This window comes from Tenacibaculum sp. MAR_2009_124 (genome assembly GCF_900105455.1).
Classification (GTDB): Bacteria; Bacteroidota; Bacteroidia; order Flavobacteriales; family Flavobacteriaceae; genus Polaribacter.
In genome coordinates this window covers 263,769-283,309 of record NZ_FNSF01000001.1, presented here as the reverse complement: position 1 = coordinate 283,309, position 19,541 = coordinate 263,769, and the positions used below count along the sequence as shown (strand labels likewise).

Genomic DNA, 19,541 nt, shown 5'->3' with positions numbered 1-19,541 from the left:
AGTAACTAAGTAATTTTTAACGCTTTATTTAGACTATGATATAAAATCGGCATTATATTTGTTATAACAATTTGATATATGGAAGAAGTTGGTAAGTACATAATTTTAAGTTTAGCTCTTTGCTTTTCTGCCTTAGTTTACGGACAAATAGATGGTTCTAGTGGTGGAAATAAAAAAGGAAGTTTCACCTTAGGAAATATGAGTATTTCTGCTAAAGAAGCGAAAAAACCGAAATCATTAGACTTCAAAAATGACCACGGTTTTAAAACAGCTCATAACAAACAACAGCAAGAACGTAAGAAAAAGCAAGAGGAAGAAGCCTATTTAAACAAAGGGATACTAACCAAAGCAAAAATAGCAGAAGAACAATACCTCAATTCTTTTCAAAAAATTAATGGGCAGTATCAATACCCAGTTATAGATCAAGATTTGGGAAGCTTTAGTACCAAGTCAAAAAGTGTAAATATTATTTGTAGAGATTTTCAATATCCAGATGGGGATCAAGTAACTATTCTTGTAAATGATATACCAGTCATAACCAGATTAACATTACAACAGCGCTACCAATCATTTAACATTCCTTTAGAAAAAGGTGTAAATACCATACAAATTATTGCTTTAAACCAAGGAACGTCAGGCCCTAATACAGCGGCATTCAAAATATACAACGATGCAGGTATGCTAATTTCTTCAAATCAATGGAACCTAGCAACAGGTGCAAAAGCCAGTATAATTATTGCCAAAGAAAAGTAATTATAACTTTAACAAAAAATAAAAGAACTCTTTATAATTTCTTTTACATAGAAGCTTTTTTAAATTACTAAAAACTACTACTTTTGTAGCCACGTTTTGAGTTAGGCAAAACAAACAAACTATAATAAACAACTAATATATAATGAAAGAAATCACCAAAGAGACCTATATCAATTGGTATAGAGACATGTTATTTTGGAGAAAGTTTGAAGATAAACTGGCAGCCGTTTATATTCAACAAAAAGTAAGAGGTTTTTTACACTTATATAATGGTCAAGAAGCTGTGTTGGCAGGATCATTACATGCAATGGATTTAACCAAAGACAAAATGATTACTGCTTATCGAAACCATGTTCAACCAATTGGAATGGGAGAAGATCCTAAACGAGTAATGGCAGAACTATATGGTAAAGCTACGGGTACATCTCAAGGAATGGGAGGCTCTATGCATATTTTTTCTAAAGAACACCGTTTTTATGGAGGCCATGGTATTGTAGGAGGTCAAATTCCTTTAGGAGCTGGACTTGCTTTTGGTGATAAATATAAAGGTAACGATGCAGTAACTCTATGTTATTTTGGTGATGGTGCTGCTCGTCAAGGGTCTTTACATGAAACCTTTAATATGGCAATGAACTGGAAGTTACCAGTTATATTTATTGTTGAAAACAATGGATATGCAATGGGTACTTCTGTAGAAAGAACAGCCAATCATACTGATATTTGGAAACTAGGTTTAGGTTACGAAATGCCTTGTGGACCAGTTGACGGAATGAATCCTATTAAGGTCGCTGAAGCAGTAGATGAAGCTATTCAAAGAGCTAGAAGAGGCGACGGACCTACTTTCTTAGAAATGAAGACTTACAGATATAGAGGTCATTCAATGTCTGATGCTCAACATTATCGTACTAAAGATGAAGTTGAAGAGTATAAGAAAATTGACCCTATTACTCAAGTTCTTGATATTATCAAAGAAAAAAAGTATGCTTCTGATGAAGAAATCAAGGCTATTGATAAAGAAGTTAAAGCTTCTGTAAAAGAGTGTGAAAAATTTGCAGAAGAATCTCCATATCCTGAATTAAATCAATTACATGATATGGTATACGAACAAGAAGATTATCCATTTATAAAATAATAAATCCAACAAATTAATTAAATTATGGCTACAATAATTAATATGCCTCGTTTGAGTGACACCATGGAAGAAGGTGTTGTTGCACAATGGTTAAAAAATGTTGGAGACAAAGTAGAAGAAGGTGATATTTTAGCTGAAATTGAAACTGATAAAGCTACAATGGAATTTGAATCATTCCATGAAGGTACTTTATTGCATATCGGTGTAAATGAAGGCGAAACAGCTCCTGTTGATACTTTATTAGCAATCATTGGAGACGAAGGAGAGGATTTTTCTTCTTTAGTTTCTGGAGGTCAAACTACGACTAACGAAACACAACCAGAAGAAGCTCCTAAGCAAGATGAAACAACATCAGATGCCAGTTCAACTACTGCAATACCAGAAGGTGTTCAAGTAGTTACAATGCCTCGATTAAGTGATACCATGACCGAAGGAACTGTTGCTTCTTGGTTGAAAAATGTAGGAGATAAAGTAGAGGAAGGAGATATTTTAGCCGAAATTGAAACAGATAAGGCTACTATGGAGTTCGAATCTTTTTATGAAGGAACTTTATTACATATTGGTATTAATGAAGGAGACAGTGCACCTGTAGATAGTTTATTAGCAATTATTGGTGCTGAAGGTACTGATGTAGCTACGTTAGTTGCGGCTCATAAAGACGGTAATTTATCAACTACAACAGAAACTTCTGAAAAAGAAGCTCCAAAAACTGATAACACTCCTGCTGCTCAAGAAACTCCAACAGTTGAAGCTGCAGCAAATAGTTCTTCGAACGGTCGTGTTTTTGCTTCTCCTTTAGCTAAGAAAATAGCAAAAGACAAAGGCTTTAATTTATCAGATATCAAAGGTTCTGGAGAAAATGGTCGTATCATCAAAAAAGATGTTGAAAACTATACTCCTGCTGCTAAAGCAGCAACTCCTCAACAATCAGTTCCATCTGCTTCGGCATCTGTTACTAGTTTTGCTATTGCAGGTCAAGAAGGTACCGAAGAGGTAAAGAACTCTCAAATGCGTAAAGCTATTGCGAAATCTTTATCAACTTCAAAATTTAACGCACCTCATTTCTATTTGAACATTGAAATAGACATGGATAATGCGATTCAATCTAGAAAAATAATCAATCAAATGCCAGACACCAAAGTATCATTTAACGATATGGTGGTAAAGGCTTGTGCTATGGCATTAAGAAGACATCCTCAGGTAAATACTTCATGGAGTGATAACGCAACTATATACAATAAACATATTCATGTTGGCGTAGCAGTAGCAGTTCCTGATGGACTTCTAGTTCCTGTATTGAAACACGCTGACCACATGAATATTAATGACATAGATATTCAAGTACGTGATTTAGCAGGAAGAGCAAGAAATAAGAAATTGTCTTTGGACGAAATGCAAGGAAGTACTTTTACTGTTTCAAACTTAGGTATGTTTGGAATTGAAAGTTTTACTTCTATCATTAACCAACCTAACTCAGCAATTCTATCTGTTGGAGCGATCGTTGAAAAACCTGTTGTTAAAAACGGACAAATCGTTGTAGGAAATACAATGAAATTAACTTTAGCTTGTGACCATAGAACCGTAGACGGTGCAGTTGGTGCTCAATTTTTACAAACATTAAAAACATATTTAGAAAATCCAGTTACTATGCTGGCTTAATTTCTAAATAAAATGTAACATATACCCAGAGCGTTAATTTTAACACTCTGGGTATTTTTTTTGCTTATGAATAGTTTATAGTTTATGGCTTTTTCTCTATTTTTGCGCTTACTAAACAAAAAATAAACTATGACTACTAAATTGCTATGGAGGTGGCTTATGCTATCCTTCCTTTTATTGGGTATACCCCTATGTTACGGACAACAAATTTGGCAAAACACAGTTACTTCTATCAGTAGCAGCAAAGTTTCCGATGTACCGACGAATTCTATTTCTTTAAAACTAGATCATCAAGCATTTGAATCAAAACTAGCACTTGCTCAAAACAGAAACGCTAAAAGTTTTGTAAAGTCTGCCTCGTTAGTATTCCCAACAAGTAATAAAGATTATGAGGAGTTCGAAATATTCGAATCATCTAACTTTAGCCCTGCATTGCAAGCCAAATACCCCTCTATTAAATCATATATAGGAAGAAGTATTTACACCAACAAAACGATTAGATTCAGTTATTCTAAAGTAAGTGGTTTACAAGCTTTTATTCAAACAAAGGAAGGTACTCAAATTGTAAAACCTTCAAACCTATTGAACAACGAATATGTTTTCTTTGATAGAAAAAATTCAGAGACTTTTAATTCTTTTGAATGTGAAACTATTGAAACTACTTTAAAAAGAACTAAAGAATCATATAGTACATCCTACTCTAATAATGATGGCTACTTACGAAAATATAGAGTCGCTATCGCTACAAATTCAGATTATTCAGAATTTTTCCTTACTGGAAATGAAACCTCAGATCAAGAGAAAATAGAGGTCGTTTTAGCGGCACTAAATACATCTCTCACCAGAATTAATGGTATTTTTGAACGTGACTTCGGAATTACAATGGAACTTGTAGACAATAATGACCAAGTTATTTTTATCGATACTAACTCCGATCCTTTCTCTTCTGGTAATTATAATTCTCAACTCCAAAATACATTAGACTCAGTTATTGGAAATGATAATTATGATGTTGGACACCTGTACGTTCATACCTCAAGTATTTATGGAAATGCTGGTTGTATAGCTTGTGTTTGTGAGACAAATCAAAAAGGAAGTGCCTTTACAGCACATACAACACCCGACTCTGATAATTTTTATATGATTGCATGTCATGAGTTCGGTCATCAATTTGGAGGATATCACGTGCAAAGTAGTTCTAATTGTAGAAGCTCAGCTGGGCGCCAAGAAGTGGAACCAGGAAGCGGTAGTTCTATAATGGGATATGCTGGTATTTGTCCCCCAAATGTTCAAGACCATCCAGACGATTATTTTAACTATGTCGATATTAGAGATGTTATTGAGTGGACAAGGGTAAATAGTTCGTGTGCTGAACTCATTAGCACTGGTAATAGTGATCCCGTCGTCAGTGCTGGAGATGATTATTATATTCCAGTTTCCACTCCTTTCGTATTAGAAGGTATCTCTTCTGATGTTGATGCTGGAAACACACTTACTTATTGTTGGGAACAAAACAATCCGGAAGACCCGCGTTCTTCTAATACACCTCAACCAACTTGGGTATATGGGCCTTTATTTAGATCTAAACTTCCTGCTGATACTGTTAACAGATACATTCCTTCTATTCAAGATGTAATTCAAGGAAATTTGACTCCTACTTGGGAAGTCCTTCCTTCAGTAGGTAGAACAATCAATTTTGTTTTAACAGTAAGGGACAATGCTATTTCAGGTCCAAAAACGGCTTCGGATGAAAAAATAATTACTGTAGTGGATAATGGAGGTGCTTTTACTGTGACCTCACAAAATTCTCAAGAAAATTGGACTATAGGTGATACCAAAACCATCACATGGAATGTCGCTGGTACAGATAACGCCCCAATAAACGCACAAAATGTTCAAATCTCTATGTCCGTTGATGGAGGGTATACCTATCCTTATATTCTTAAGAATAGCACTTCAAATAATGGTAGTGCCGATGTTATTATTCCTACACTAAGCGAATCAACAACACAAGCTAGAATTAGAATTAAACCTGTTAACAATATTTTTTATGCTATCAACTCGGCTGATATCAGTATTCAATCTACGGATTTTGCGATGAATTTTGCTTCTTTAGAACAAAATGTATGTAAACCAAACACTGTTGAATTTGATTTTGTGTATCAAACATTTTTAAACTTTAATGAAACCACTGTATTTTCTGCTGAAGGCTTACCTCAAAATGTTACGGCAACATTCTCTCCTACCTCAGCTACATCAAACGGTACAACTGTTAAGCTAACCATAACAGGAACAGAAAACCTTCCTGTTGGAGATGTAAACTTTATTGTTAAAGGAAGCTCTACTTCTTTAACTAGACAAACCCAACTATTGCTAAAATCGTACGAAGATCAATTAGCAGTTCCAACGTTAAGCACTCCATTAAATAATTCTTTTGGGGTTGATGTTCTACCTCAATTTTCTTGGAATGAAGATTTAAATGTAGCAGAATATACGATTCAAATTGCCGAAGACGAACAATTTAACTCTATAATTGAAACCAATAATATCCTTTATAATAATTTTACCAGCGGTCAGGTTTCATCCTATAATACCACTTATTACTGGAGAGTTAAAGCTCGTAACTCTTGTACAGAAAGTAGTTATTCCGACGTTTATTCATTTACAACTTCTTGCTATGCTCCATCAGGAATCCTAGTTACACCTAGCACCAATACTGCTGATATACAATGGACAGATACTAGTGGTAATACTAATTGGGAAATTGAAACTGTTCCTTCTGGAACTACACCAACGGGTACAGGTGTTAATATTAGCACCAATCCTTACACTGCTAACAATTTGGAATCTGATAACTCTTATGATTTGTATCTAAGATCTCGTTGTTCTGCTACCAATGTTGGTAATTGGGTTGGACCAATCTCTTTCCATACGTTAGCAGATTATTGTAATGGTGATAAATTCTATGATCCAGGGCTCGATGAAAATTATCCCAATAATCAACATATAGAAACGCTTATTTTCCCTAACAACTCCGATTACGTTGAAGTTACTTTTGAATCATTCAATTTAGAATCGGGGTATGATTATCTTAATATTTATGACGGAAACGACACCAATGCCACCTTAATTGGACGTTATTCTGGAGCTACCTCACCAGGAACAATTCGATCTAAATTTCGACAAGGGCTTACTTTTCTTTTCATATCTGATGGAAGTATTACCTATGAAGGTTGGGAAGCTTCTGTTAATTGTATAACTGTTACTTGTCCTGAACCATCTGATTTTTCTTATGATGACCTTACCAGTAACTCTATTAAATTAACTTGGAATGCCAACGGAAGTGAAAGTCAATGGCAAGTTGAATATGGAGAAAAAGGGTTTACTCCGGGGCAAGGAACAAAAATCATTGCAACAACAAACCCAGCACAAATTAATAACTTAACTCCTAATACCGAGTTTGATTTTTATGTAACGGCTATTTGTGGTGCGGCTCCTGAAGAAGATGATAGTTTCGTTGTTGGACCTCTTGCTGTTAAAACACCTTGTGGTACTTTTGATGCACCTTATTCAAATGGTGCAGAAAACCAATCTCCTAACGCGTTGAGACCTATAACAAATTGTATCGTTGGAAATCCAGAAGTTAATGGAGGTAGTTTTTATTGGACTTCTCGTTATTCTAATAATTATCAAAGTACAAGTTCTCCATATAGAGCGTACGAAGGAAATATATATTATAGAACAATACAGAATTCTGGAACCAATACCCCTAGTAGCGAAGCCGAACTAACTATGCCAGTGGTAAATATTAGCCAGTTATCAAATCCTGTGTTAAATTTTCATTCGTTCATGTTAGAAGAAGGCTTGGGAAGTTTACATGTAGATATATACCATAACAATCAGTGGATTCTTAATGTATATGAAATCAACGGTGAACAACAGTACTTCTCAACTGATTTATGGCAAGAGCATTTAGTAGACCTAAGCGATTATTCAAACGAAATTAGAGTACGATTTAGAGCGATATCTTCAGAAAACAGTTCATATAATGAAATAGATATCGATGCAATTCATATTCAGGAGAAGCCAGATTGCCCCTCTCCAACTCGATTACACTATTCTAATGTAACTTATAATTCAGTGGATCTCTCTTGGGTTAGCAACCAACAATCAGCAACCTATATAATTGAGTATGGAGACACTAACTTTACCCCAGGTACAGGAACCTCACAAACTACGCAAAACACTCCTTTTACACTAACAGGATTACCCTCTGATCGCGAGTTAGATATTTATATAAAAACAGAATGTAGTACTTCAGAAAGTGAAAATATAGGTCCAATTAACATCAAAACATTATGTGCTCCTGTTATTGCGCCATTTACGTACGATGTTGAAAACCAATCATACGATGTTTCAGATTGCTGGAGTAGCTCTTATGAAGGTAATTATTATAGATGGCTAACTTTGAATACAAATAACTCGAATGACGATACAGGACCGTTTTCTGCTAGAAATGGTCAAAAATATTTCTCAGCTTTTTCAAATAGTGTAAATCCAAACGAGCAAGCCATTCTAAATACTCCTTTAATCGATGTTTCTCAAATTTCTAGTCCTTTGCTAAACTTTTTCACTTTTATGCATGGAAATAATATCGGACGTTTAAGCATTGATGTTTTTGCCAATGGTAACTGGGATAATGACATTTTAGTTATTGATGGAGCTCAACAAACTTCTGCAATGGACATATGGAAGGAATATTTTGTAGATCTTTCTAATTATTCTGGAATAATTCAAATACGATTTAAAGCAAGTCCACAAGAAAACACATATAATTCCAATGAAATAGCTATTGATGATATCAATATCGTTGAAAAACCTACTTGTATCCCACCAACAAACCCTACGTTTGATGCAATTACTCATTCTTCAACAACAATAAACTGGACAAGTAATAACAACGAAAATCAATGGGTAATTGAATATGGAACAATAGGTTTTACAACAGGAACTGGAACCCAAGTTATTGTTAATAGCCTACCGCACGAGTTAACGAATCTCAACTCAAATACTGATTACGATATTTACATAAAGTCAACTTGTAATTCAAATGATGAAAGTAGTTGGTCTGGACCTTACTCGTTCAAAACATACGCTGATTATTGTAGCGGCGACCTATTTTATGATACAGGTGGTGCTATTGGTCCATACTCGAATAATGAAAATTACGAGACAACTATTTCTCCTTCACCTGGTACCGATTTTATCACCGTTGTCTTTAATTCTTTTCAATTAGAATCATGTTGTGACTACCTATCCGTTTACGACGGCCCTGATACTAATGCTAATTTAATTGGTAGATATAATGGTTTCAATAACCCTGGAAGAATTAGTTCTACACATGCATCTGGTACTCTTACTTTCAAATTTACATCTGATGGTTCTGTTGTGGGAACTGGATGGGAAGCTCAAGTTTTATGTGAAATTGAAGGATGCGGAGTTCCGTATAATTTAAATACTACCGCAATAACCACAAATTCTGCATCAGTAAACTGGGATGCCACCAGCACGGAAAATAAGTGGATTATTGAATACGGTCCTCAAAACTTTACTCCCGGGTCAGGGACCATTATTGAGAACTCAACTCCTTCAGTCAATTTATCAGAATTATCATCGAGCACAATTTATGATGTATATGTTAGAACTGACTGTGGAAATGACAGCAGCAGTGAAGCTTCAGTAATCACTTTTCAAACATTAAGCGATTACTGCGCTGGTGATCGATTTTACGACTCAGGAGGTTCCGATGGTAATTATAGCAATAATGAAAGTATAACGGAAACCATCTTCCCCTCGGAAGATCACGACTATGTATCAGTTACCTTTAATTATTTTGAAACAGTTGGGTGCTGCGATTACTTATATATATATGATGGTCCAGATACCAGTGCTACATTAATTGGAACCTATTCAGGAAGTAGCTCTCCAAACACCATTACTTCCACTCATGAAAGTGGAGCACTTACCTTCAGATTTCAATCGAATGGATATACAACAGGAAGAGGTTGGGACGCTACAGTTAATTGTGTAAGAATAGCATGTCCAAGTCCTAATAATTTGACTGTTCAAAATGTTAACCATAATACGGCTAATATATCTTGGACACTGGGAAGAGATGAAACAAAATGGGAAATTACCTATGGTACCGTTGGATTTGATGCAAATAATCCTAACATAACAAAGATCTTGGTAGAAAACACAAGTAGTCATTTACTTGAAAACTTATCACCTTCAACCTCGTATGATTTATATGTTAGAGCCGTTTGCAATACTGACGGAAATAGTGCTTGGGAAGGTCCTATTAGCTTTCGTACTTTATGTGGTGAACTTAATGCTCCATTTTATGAAAATTTCAGTTCAAACAATATACCTCATTGTTGGACTCAATCGGGCTCAGAGGCTTGGAATTTCAACACCAATACAGCTTATGACGCGAGTTCTGCGGGAGACTTTACCCCTTCTGGAAATACGAACTATGCTTGGATTGATGGATCTAGTCCGAATGGTGTTGGTCATAAAAGTTATCTAAGAACCTTACCTATCGATATCTCTGGTTTGACGTCTCCTTCTGTTCAATTCTCTGTATTTAGTGTAAATAACCACGATAATAGCCTAAATACCTTAAATGTAAAAGTTTTTGATGATACTGGTTCAGCTCAAAATCTTTTAGATTTACAGGGTCAAACACAAAATGGTAGTTGGGAAACTTTCTCTTTTAATCTTAGCGATTATCCTATTAATTCGAATACAATTCAATTAGAATTTTCTATTGAAGAGAACGGTCTGAATAATCCTTATTATAACGACATTCTTATTGATGAAATTAAAGTAGATGATTCGAGCACTTTAAGTACTCACGACCCTGTTTATTTATCTGGTGTTTCTATTTATCCAAATCCTGTTAAGGATGATTTAACAATAAAATCAGAAGTTCCAATTACCAAAATTCAACTATACTCAACGATAGGTCATTTATTGTTTGAATCAGATATAAAATCAATAGAACCAATTTATAAAGTTGACTTTTCAGAATATCCTTCAGGAATGTATCTGCTTAAAGTCTTTTCGGATGACAAACAAAAATCCTTTAAAATTATAAATGATTAAAACGAAAATCGCCACAAATATTTGTGGCGATTTTTTATTTAGATAATGAGCTCTTCTCGATTTATTTTTGTTTCGTTGTCACTTCGTAAAAAACACTCGAATTAATATTCCGAAATAACCAGTAATGCATAAAATAAAAATAGCATAAATCATCTATTAAAAGAGTTCATTCTATGAAGTATTGCTTCATAGAAATTTTTATTTTATGTAATGTTCAGAAATGCCTTCGACTAAATCCAAAAACAATAATCATTTTGTATGAAGCATATCTATCATTTATTAACCATTTTTATACTTATCGGGTGTGTATCTAACGACATCATTGATGATCGTGTTGAAGAGCAACTGAGTTTTAATAATCCTATTGAAGAATTAGCCGTTACTAAAACGCATCAATTAACTACAAAATACACCAACAATGTTGGTGAAGTTTTAACCCCCACAATAAGTTGGAGTAGCTCTGAAAACTCTATTTTAACGGTTTCAGAGAATGGACTACTAACCGCTATTAGTCTCGGTACAACCGATATTATAGCGAATACTGAAACCTCCGAAGGAGAAACAATTCGTTCTTCTTTAACTATAACCGTTATTAGTCTTGAAGAAACTTTAACAATTAACAATTCTATTGAAAATATCATTGTAAATAATGAACATCAATACCAGACCACCTTTGTTAATGCTTTAGGAATAATAGAAAACGTAAGCATAACATGGTCCAGCTCAGATTCAAATATTGCGAGTGTATCTTCAACAGGACTTGTCACTGCCAATAATTTAGGAGATGTTGTTATAACTGCTTCCACAGTTGCTGATGGAAAAACAATAAGTACGGAAGATGGCTTTACTGTGAACCCTGTTGGTGAAATGATGAGTATTAACAATCCTATTGAAGAACTAACTGTTGGTGATACGCATCAATATACTGCTACCTATACCAATAACGTAGGTCAAAATGAAAATATTACTATTAACTGGAGTAGTTCTAATGATTCCATAGCTTCCGTAGATGAACAAGGAACGGTCACTGCTAAAACCGCAGGAGAAGTTACTATTAAGGCTTCATATACAAATACTAACGGACAAGAAATATCAGACACAGATACTTTCAATATTCAAGCAGGGCAAACAAATACAAAATCTGGAACTATTAGAACGACCAGCAGTTATGAACTTACAGGTGCTTTTACATTAAGTGAGATTCCTGGAACCAATGATTTAGAATTAAAAATAAACGACGACTATAGGGCTTCTACTGCCCTTCCTGGACTCTATTTATACATGACTAACAACCCTAATACCGTTGGTAATGCAAAAGAAATACAAAAAGTAGCTGTTTTCAGCGGTTCACATACCTACATAATTCCAAATACGGGTATCAACGATTTTAGTCATTTACTATATTGGTGTAAGCCTTTTAGTGTGAAAGTTGGAGACGGAGAAATTACAGAATAATATACATTATGATCAAAAAACAATTAATTATAACCGCTTTTCTTTTTGCTGGAATCCAAAGCTTTGCGCAATGGTCAAAAGGAAAAGGTAAAGGATATTTTAAATTATCAGCTTGGTACTTACAATCTGATCAACATTTTACAAACACAGGTGAATTAGATCCTAATGTGACCAGAACCCAATTCAATACCAATTTATACGGAGAATACGGACTTTCAAATAAACTTGATGTGATTGCTTACATTCCGTTTTTTGCCAGAGTTGCTCAAAACAACCAACTTTCCGGTACAAACAATAATACCATTCAATCTGGTGAATCTTTCAATTCTTTTGGTGATATTGATTTCGGAGTTCGATATGCCATCTTTAAAAAAGGAAATTGGGCCTTAGACGCAAAGCTACTTTTAGGGCTTCCCACAGGAAGTTCTCTTGGTGGAAGTGATGGAAGTTACCAAACTGGAGATGGTGAGTTTAATCAATATCTCTCTACCTCTATTGGCTATAGTACCCGTTTATTTAAACGACCTGCCTATTTGAAATCTTACTTGGGTTATAATAATAGAACCAAAGGATTTTCAGATGAACTTAGAGTTGGATTCGAAGTTGGCGTAAATGTAATTGTGAATAAACTATGGTTAAGCTCAAGAGTTAACATTCTACAATCATTACAAAATGGAACGCTAAATGCTGCCAATAGCAATGGTAGTATTTTTGCTAACAACGTTGAATTTAGTAGCTATGGTTTCGAAGCCGCCTACTATATCACCAATAAAATTGGAGCATCTGTTTCTTTTGATTCCGCCTTTTCAGGAAGAATTATCGCAGCGAATCCTTCGTATTCTGTTGGTATTTTTTATGATTTGAAATAAGGATACAACTCAGCTATTTTATAACTGTTTCAAAACATTTTTAGCTTGGACGACATGCCTTTCGTTATGGTAAATAACAAAACGAAAGGTATCTCCCAAGCGAAACTTCAATAAAGGTAGGGTAATAGACGTTTTCGTTTTTGTTAAATTTTTTGTTTTAGCTTTCTCAATAAGATCTAATAATTCCTTTTGAAGGTTTAAAAATTCTGAAAGTACTTTTTCACTATCGAGCTTTGAATAAATAGGATTTTTACTTTTAAAAGTATTCATCTTTTTCATTTGCTCTCCTGGTAACATATCCATCGCAAACTTATTACCAAAAGTTCCTGATTTAAAAACATCTGAAGTTGGATAATTAGATGTCTCTATCCTATGAGTAATTTCTTTATTATAAAACTTTGCATATAAATTTAAATGCTCAATACATTCAACTACAGACCAAGATTTATCGTTTAATTTATAGTGTAAATTTCCAATGTCTTTGCTTCTTAGAGTCTCTGCAAACTCAATATGTGAATCCACTAATTGGATAAGTTCATTTAGTAATTCTTCCTTATTAAAAATCATCTTTTTTATTTTTTTCAAAAGTGATTATTTTCCTTAAAAAAAATGTTGATTGAAATCAATACTTTTAACTACTCAAATATAAAAAACTAAAAAAAGAATGTTAAGAACCTTTAATCGTTTCACCTAAAATCAAATTCCTAACATTCCCTTCTATACTGAAACAATATTGTTTTATAAATTCACTATTTCAATATTAAATGGTGGTTCTAAAGAATTTAAACCAAACAATGCTCCAAACTGCGATTCACAAACAAAAAGATATTCTGAACCATTATTATTCAAGTACCAAACTCCAGAAGTATCATCTAATCCTGTTTTAATTATAGTTCCTGAAGCCGTCACTTCATTTGAGAATTCTAATTTATAAACCGTTCCTACATTTTCAGGGTTTCCTGCATCATTTGAGGCATAATAAAGTGTATTGTTATCTTTTCCCCACGAAATACCATCCATATTAACTTGCTCCATACTTAATCCTGAAATTGATACCTCTTGCATCTCCCCTGGCTGACCATTACTAATGGGTAAATATCATAGCTTAAATCCTAAATAAATATAGAAAGCATTCTTTACTGGATCATATATTGTTCCTCATAAATTTCCATCTATTGATGGATCCCATAGATCAGATGTAAACCAATTAGCATTTACGTTTCCTGTTGAAGGATCTACTTGAATAATCCTAGGATTTCCAAAATCACTTATGTAATACTTGCCATCAACAATTGATACGGTATGACCAATTGTGCTTTCGGGTAGGTCCCACTCTCCTATTTTTTCTCCACTATTAACACCATATGCAACCAATTTACTTGCTCCTGGAGGATTCCCAGTAAAATCTGCATTATTCAAAAGACTTAATAAAACGGTTCCATCGCTTTTTAAACCCCATGCTTGCGCATACCCCGTTTCCACATTCACAAATAATTTTGCTGATGGTTCTGTCTCATATAAATCAAAATATTGTACCGTTCCATCTCCAAAACCACTAATAAAAACCTTATTATTAACAATGGTGATATCCTCTGGGTAAAACCCAATATCAGTTACAGATAAATTGCTAGGTATATTAATTGTGTTTTCATGATTATAATCTTCGTCATTATTATTACAAGCTACAAAAAATGCCAGTAATGCTGTTATGGTTAAAAAATAAATAAATTTAAACTTTCTCATCATCTTCGATTTTAATTAATGATGTTACAAAAATCGAATGATTGCCAATTGTACAAAAGGTCAATATTTAAAAAGAATGGTAAATCTTTTCTCTATTTTATTCTTTTCTACACCTCTCGAAATTCTTTTGGTGTACAATTAGTATATTTTTTAAAGAATTTTGCAAAATTGGTAGGTTCTTCAAAGCTTAATGAGTAAGCTATTTCACTAATACTCTTTTTATTTTCAATAAGGAGCTGCTTTGCCCTAAGAACTAATATACTATCGAGAAAATTCTTTGCAGTTTTTTGGGTAAATGTTTTACATGATTCATTGAGCTTTTTATACGAAACGGATAACCATTGACAGTAATCATTTACATTTCTTGACTGATTTAATCTATGATCAATCATTTTTTGATACCTAATAAAAAGCTCCTTTTGAGTTACATTAGAATATTGTTTATTCAATGGCTCTTTGCTCTTTATTTTCAGTAAAAAAGTACGCAATAAACATTGTAAAATTTCATTTTTCTCATCACTTTCAGGCAATTTATATTCCTCATATAAAAACGCTACTAAATTAAGAAATGAATTTACAACCAATGAACTTAGTTCTAAATAAGGTTTGTACAAATAACTATTATAAGGAAATGAATATGATAAATCTTTAAATTTTAATTGATTGCTTTCCAAAAAATCTTCAGTAAAAACAATAATATACCCCTTTGTGCTATTATAATCAACCCACTTATGGTATTGACCTTTATTTATAAAAAGGAAACTCTTTTCTTTATAAGAATATCTTTCAAAATTAATTTCATGTATTCCTTTACCTTCGGTAATAAACAAAATTGCATAAAAATTTATAATGTGAGGTTCCTGTCTATTCTCATCTATTCTTGAATAAAAATCAGATAAACGAATTATTTCGAAACCAACGTTTTCGACATTCTTTTTGAATCTTAATACTTCTGTATTTTTTGACTCTTCCAATTCCCCCTTTGTTAGATTTGATGTTATTCCCTTCTGAACAACACCTTAGACTTACATTTTCTAAAAAGGTTTAATTGAAAAGCTGATTATTAATCAATTAAAACACCTGTAGCATTTTCAAGAATATAGTTACAGTGTTCTACATCTTCATTATTAAGTTTAAGAGTTCCTACAATTTCAATAATCTGATCTGTCTTAAAATTAGGTTTCTCCTTAAATATTACTTCTATGATACTTTCGGGTCCTGAACCGCCACAAAAATAACAAGCTGCCATAGGGTTTTGAGAAAGTAAAAGCATGGAACCATCTCCAGCAATATCTAAAAAATATCCTTTAATTTTAATCTGTTTTCCTGTATATGATTTTATTGTTTCACCAAAAGTAGGCACCAAATAATTGGCTTTATGAAGTGTATTGTATTCAGACTTAAAAGTGACATCAGCGAAATCGACCCAGTTTAACTTTTCTTGAGCCATAGCACAGATGCTTAATAATGTAAAAATGAAAAAGGTTACGATATTTTTTTTATCCATCAGACAATGTTTTTGCTACATTTAATTTAAAAATTGAAAGTGAAGCTAGTAAAGTAGCCACTATTGCTATAACAATTACCATGCCCAGTAAAAATAACTCAAATATTTCTGGTCCGTTAATCTCTAAAGCATAACCATATGATTTTTGCATATAACTAGAAACACCCCATATTCCAATTCTTCCGAAAATCCATCCTAAAACATACCCCAATCCTGCTAAAAACAAACCTTCTAAAAGTGCTAAAACCAATAATTGACTACTACGAACTCCATACGTTCGCAACAAAGCTAGTTCATTTTTTCTTTCTCTGATTGTTTTTAACAAACTTATAAATATACTTAATCCAGAAACTAATAAAATAGCAAAAGCGATTCCGTTGATCATTTTTATTCCTGAACCAAAAAGATTTGTTAATCGTTGAATCTCATAACTTGGTAAAGCCGATTGCATATTTGTATTTTCGTTAATATACCTTGGAAATTGAATCATTCCTATTGGACTTCTAAATTTCACCAATAAAGAAGTAATTTCCTTATTATCACTATAGTTATTTAGATCAATCTTCCCATTTTTTTCCATACTATCATGGTCATGATCTTCGTGACTGTGAGCATCATCATCCCGGTCATGTTCATTATGCTCTTTTTCATGATCTACGTGATCGTGATCATGATCATCGTGGTCATGTCCACCATGCTCCTTTTCATGATCTCCATGATCGTGTATTTCTTCATCGTGGTCATGTCCACCATGCTCCTTTTTATCATCTCCATGATCGTGAGCATCATCATCGTGGTCATGTTCATCATTGTGGTTATTTACGGGAGTTTCGTTATCATGACTTCCATGATCATGTGTTTCCCAAACACTTTCTAAATTAGTAATGATCAATTGATCAACAACTGTTCCTGTTGATTTTAAAATTCCTTTTACCGTAAAAGGATGTTCATCATGCACATCAAAAGCAGATTCTAATAATCCATGCGATCCACTAAAACTATCACCTATTTTTAGTTCTAATCTTTTCGAAACATTACTCCCTATAACCACTTCAAAAGATTTTTCAAACAACCTACCTTCTTCTAAAATGGCTCCATATTTATCTATGTAATCCGTTGTGGTCCCTAAAATTCGTACTCCTTTATAATTATCTCCATAAGAAAGTGGTATTGCGAATTTAACCAGTGGATTGTTTTGTACTTGTTTCGCTTCCTTTAACTTAATATTTCCCGTGGGAGCATCAATATGAAGCACTGATGACAACACCAATTGCAAAGGACTCCCTTTCGCCCCTACTACCATATCAAAAGGAGTAATATTCTTACTTAATTGTCCTCCTACCTGCTTGCTTAATTGCAACACAAAAGTAACCAAGGAAACACTCAACACCAGTAACATTAAACTCAACAATAAATTGAATGGTTTTGATACTAAATTTTTATATGCTAAATATCCTATTTTCATAAGGTAACCTGATTTTTAAAATGGGACTTCACTCTGAAATCATGTGTAATAATAACCAAACTACTTTTACTGATGGTTGCTTCTTCCTTCAATAACTCAATTACTCTATCACAATTTGCATCATCTAAATTAGAGGTTGGCTCATCGGCAAAAATAACTTTTGGTTGATGAATAATTCCCAAGGCAATCGCCAATCGTTGCTGTTGCCCCTGACTCAAATTGGACACCTTTTTGGTTAAATGTTCCGCCAATCCCAATCTCTCTGCAAGCTCCATAGTTCTTTTTTTATCATTTATTTTTTTTGGGAAACTTTGTCGAAGCTTTAAGTTCTCTGAAACATTTAAAGAATTCACAAAATGATATTGCTGAAAAATAAGACCTACATGTGTACCCCTAAAAGTATCTAACTGCTGTCTTGATAAAGATTTTAAATCTATTTCATCAATAAATACATTTCCTTTTTGAGGCTGTAAAAGCCCCGCCATTAAATACAATAACGTTGTTTTCCCCACTCCTGACGGGCCTAATATAAGCAGATGTTCAGTTGGGTTAAGGGTTATATCTGGAAAGTTAAAACTCTCCTCAGTACCATACGAATACGATAAATCAGCTGTTTTTACCATGTTAATTTAGATAATTAAACAATATTAATGCAATTTAGTTGCAACAACAAAATGTTAACATGAATTTATAAAATATAAATTCACTGTAAAACTAATAATATCAAAATTATTAAGAGCCTCATTCGAAAGTAAAATACTATAATTACTTCAGCATATTATAGGTTCCTCTTAATGAAACCATAAAATCAAAGTTGTTTCGAAGGAAGGATCGTAACTGAAAACTTTCAATGTATCCTGAATCATATTTAATCTCTCTTTCATTTTGTCTTGATACAAAAAGAAAATACATTACCACATATAGTAATTCACGATAGTAGCTCAGAAATTTAGACTATTTGTTCAACGAATATTAGATTTCTTCAATCGCTAGCGCTCGTCTTAGACGAGTGCTTACAACATCACACACACATTAAAAAACAGTTGTATCTACTCTCTAAATAAACCGATCTATAATATGATTTTATTCTTACTCCTTAAAAGTTAAATATAGCCGTGCATTAATCTTTGACGGCACTCGACACAGTCGAGCGCTAGCCCTTGCTGACGATTACTTTATTAACCGTCATAAGCAGACAAGCCAAAAATAACACCGCAAGAATCGTCAAAATTAAAAATTTTTTGAGCACCAGCGAGTTCTTTTAATTAAGATTCGAGGATGATTAGTTTTGAGTGAAGTATGGTTAGGACTAGATCTTTTGCTTCTTTTTCATCAATGGAAAAAGAAAAGAAAGTTACATTTATATCATTATTTCTTTTATTCAAAACAATTGCTAGCGCTCGTCTTAGACGAGTGCTTACAACATCAGACACGCATTAAAAAACAGTTGTATCTACTCTCTAAATAAACCTATCTATAATATGCTTTCATTCTTACTCTTTTAAAGTTAAATATAGCTTTGCATTAATCTTTGACGACACTCGCGACACAGTCGAGCGCTAACCCATGCTGACGATTACTTTATTAACCGTCATAGACAGACAATCCAAAAATAACACCGCAAGAATCATTAGAATTAAAAGCTGTCTGAGTGCAGCGAGTTCTTTTAATTTCGATTCGAGGATGATTAGTTTTGAGTGAAGTATGGTTAGGGCTAGATTTTTTGTTTATTTTTCATCAATGGAAAAAGAAAAGAAAGTTACATTTATATCATTATTTCTTTTATATAAA

Annotated in this window: 13 protein-coding genes; 6 read left to right on the top strand and 7 right to left on the bottom strand. The window is 33.5% G+C overall.

Features of this window, described 5'->3' with window-relative positions:
- The first annotated feature begins 78 nt into the window (after positions 1-78).
- The 6 genes from BLW23_RS00510 (at position 79) to BLW23_RS00485 (ending at position 13,035) form a co-directional block, all read left to right on the top strand.
- On the top strand, positions 79-753 hold the full coding sequence (locus tag BLW23_RS00510; RefSeq protein ID WP_093667300.1) for a hypothetical protein: 675 nt from the start codon (positions 79-81) through the stop codon (positions 751-753).
- A 142-nt stretch (positions 754-895) separates the two neighbouring features.
- Positions 896-1,885, top strand: a complete 990-nt coding sequence (gene pdhA, locus BLW23_RS00505; RefSeq protein ID WP_093667299.1) for a pyruvate dehydrogenase (acetyl-transferring) E1 component subunit alpha — start codon at positions 896-898, stop codon at positions 1,883-1,885.
- 24 nt (positions 1,886-1,909) lie between these two features.
- On the top strand, positions 1,910-3,544 hold the full coding sequence (locus BLW23_RS00500) for a pyruvate dehydrogenase complex dihydrolipoamide acetyltransferase (protein WP_093667298.1): 1,635 nt from the start codon (positions 1,910-1,912) through the stop codon (positions 3,542-3,544).
- A 129-nt stretch (positions 3,545-3,673) separates the two neighbouring features.
- Positions 3,674-10,711 carry a CUB domain-containing protein gene (locus BLW23_RS00495; protein WP_093667297.1) on the top strand — a complete coding sequence of 2,346 codons (7,038 nt, stop codon included), beginning with the start codon at positions 3,674-3,676 and terminating at the stop codon, positions 10,709-10,711.
- A gap of 258 nt (positions 10,712-10,969) precedes the next feature.
- Positions 10,970-12,166 carry an Ig-like domain-containing protein gene (locus tag BLW23_RS00490; RefSeq protein ID WP_093667296.1) on the top strand — a complete coding sequence of 399 codons (1,197 nt, stop codon included), beginning with the start codon at positions 10,970-10,972 and terminating at the stop codon, positions 12,164-12,166.
- 8 nt (positions 12,167-12,174) lie between these two features.
- Positions 12,175-13,035: a hypothetical protein gene (locus tag BLW23_RS00485; protein WP_093667295.1), complete on the top strand. Its 861-nt coding sequence runs from the start codon at positions 12,175-12,177 to the stop codon at positions 13,033-13,035.
- An 18-nt stretch (positions 13,036-13,053) separates the two neighbouring features.
- Here BLW23_RS00485 and BLW23_RS00480 read toward each other — a convergent pair whose 3' ends face one another.
- The 7 genes from BLW23_RS00480 to BLW23_RS00450 form a co-directional block, all read right to left on the bottom strand.
- A complete protein-coding gene (locus BLW23_RS00480) occupies positions 13,054-13,602 on the bottom strand; it encodes a DinB family protein (RefSeq protein ID WP_093667294.1) in 549 nt (182 codons plus the stop codon).
- Between the two features lie 171 nt (positions 13,603-13,773).
- A complete protein-coding gene (locus BLW23_RS00475) occupies positions 13,774-14,100 on the bottom strand; it encodes a hypothetical protein (RefSeq protein WP_093667293.1) in 327 nt (108 codons plus the stop codon).
- A gap of 93 nt (positions 14,101-14,193) precedes the next feature.
- Entirely contained in the window at positions 14,194-14,778 is a 585-nt protein-coding gene (locus tag BLW23_RS00470) for an NHL repeat-containing protein (protein ID WP_093667292.1), read from the bottom strand.
- A gap of 107 nt (positions 14,779-14,885) precedes the next feature.
- A complete protein-coding gene (locus BLW23_RS00465; protein WP_093667291.1) occupies positions 14,886-15,752 on the bottom strand; it encodes an AraC family transcriptional regulator in 867 nt (288 codons plus the stop codon).
- 89 nt (positions 15,753-15,841) lie between these two features.
- Positions 15,842-16,285: a hypothetical protein gene (locus tag BLW23_RS23545; RefSeq protein ID WP_255362693.1), complete on the bottom strand. Its 444-nt coding sequence runs from the start codon at positions 16,283-16,285 to the stop codon at positions 15,842-15,844.
- On the bottom strand, positions 16,278-17,750 hold the full coding sequence (locus tag BLW23_RS00455) for an ABC transporter permease (protein WP_093667290.1): 1,473 nt from the start codon (positions 17,748-17,750) through the stop codon (positions 16,278-16,280). The genes BLW23_RS23545 and BLW23_RS00455 overlap by 8 nt, the downstream gene beginning before the upstream one ends.
- Positions 17,747-18,373, bottom strand: a complete 627-nt coding sequence (locus tag BLW23_RS00450) for an ABC transporter ATP-binding protein (RefSeq protein ID WP_093667289.1) — start codon at positions 18,371-18,373, stop codon at positions 17,747-17,749. Before BLW23_RS00450 ends, BLW23_RS00455 begins: the two co-directional genes overlap by 4 nt.
- Positions 18,374-19,541: the final 1,168 nt, after the last annotated feature.